The organism is Acinetobacter sp. ANC_7503, from assembly GCF_056780035.1.
This window is the reverse complement of the sequence record NZ_JBWYJA010000039.1, coordinates 1-309: the sequence shown is the minus strand read 5'-3', so window position 1 is coordinate 309 and position 309 is coordinate 1. Positions and strand designations below refer to the sequence as shown.

General features: G+C 45.6%; 1 protein-coding gene. It reads left to right on the top strand.

Annotated features, from left to right (window positions below):
* Positions 1–309 (top strand): GA-like domain-containing protein (locus AC1M9M_RS14860; RefSeq protein ID WP_481596716.1); only part of this gene is annotated, 309 nt, incomplete at both ends.

The window sequence follows — 309 nt, the reverse complement described above, 5'->3', positions numbered from 1 at the left end:
AACAAAAGTGACAGCGTTACCTGAGGCAGTACAAGCAGAAAAAGATGCGCTACAAGGTCGTTTAAATGATCTGGTTGATATCACTTTACCAGCAGTAAATGATGAAAATGAAGATGGTGTGGATGATGCAGTTGCAGCACTTGAAGAAGCAACAGAGGCAGTAGAGGCGGCTGAAGCAGCATATGCTGAGGCAGAGCAAGCACTAGCAGATGCCGAATCAGATGGTTTAATCACGCCAACAGAACTTGCTGAGCTGACTCAAGCACGTGATGATGCGCTTACTGCTAAAGAAGATGCACAAGCGAAAGT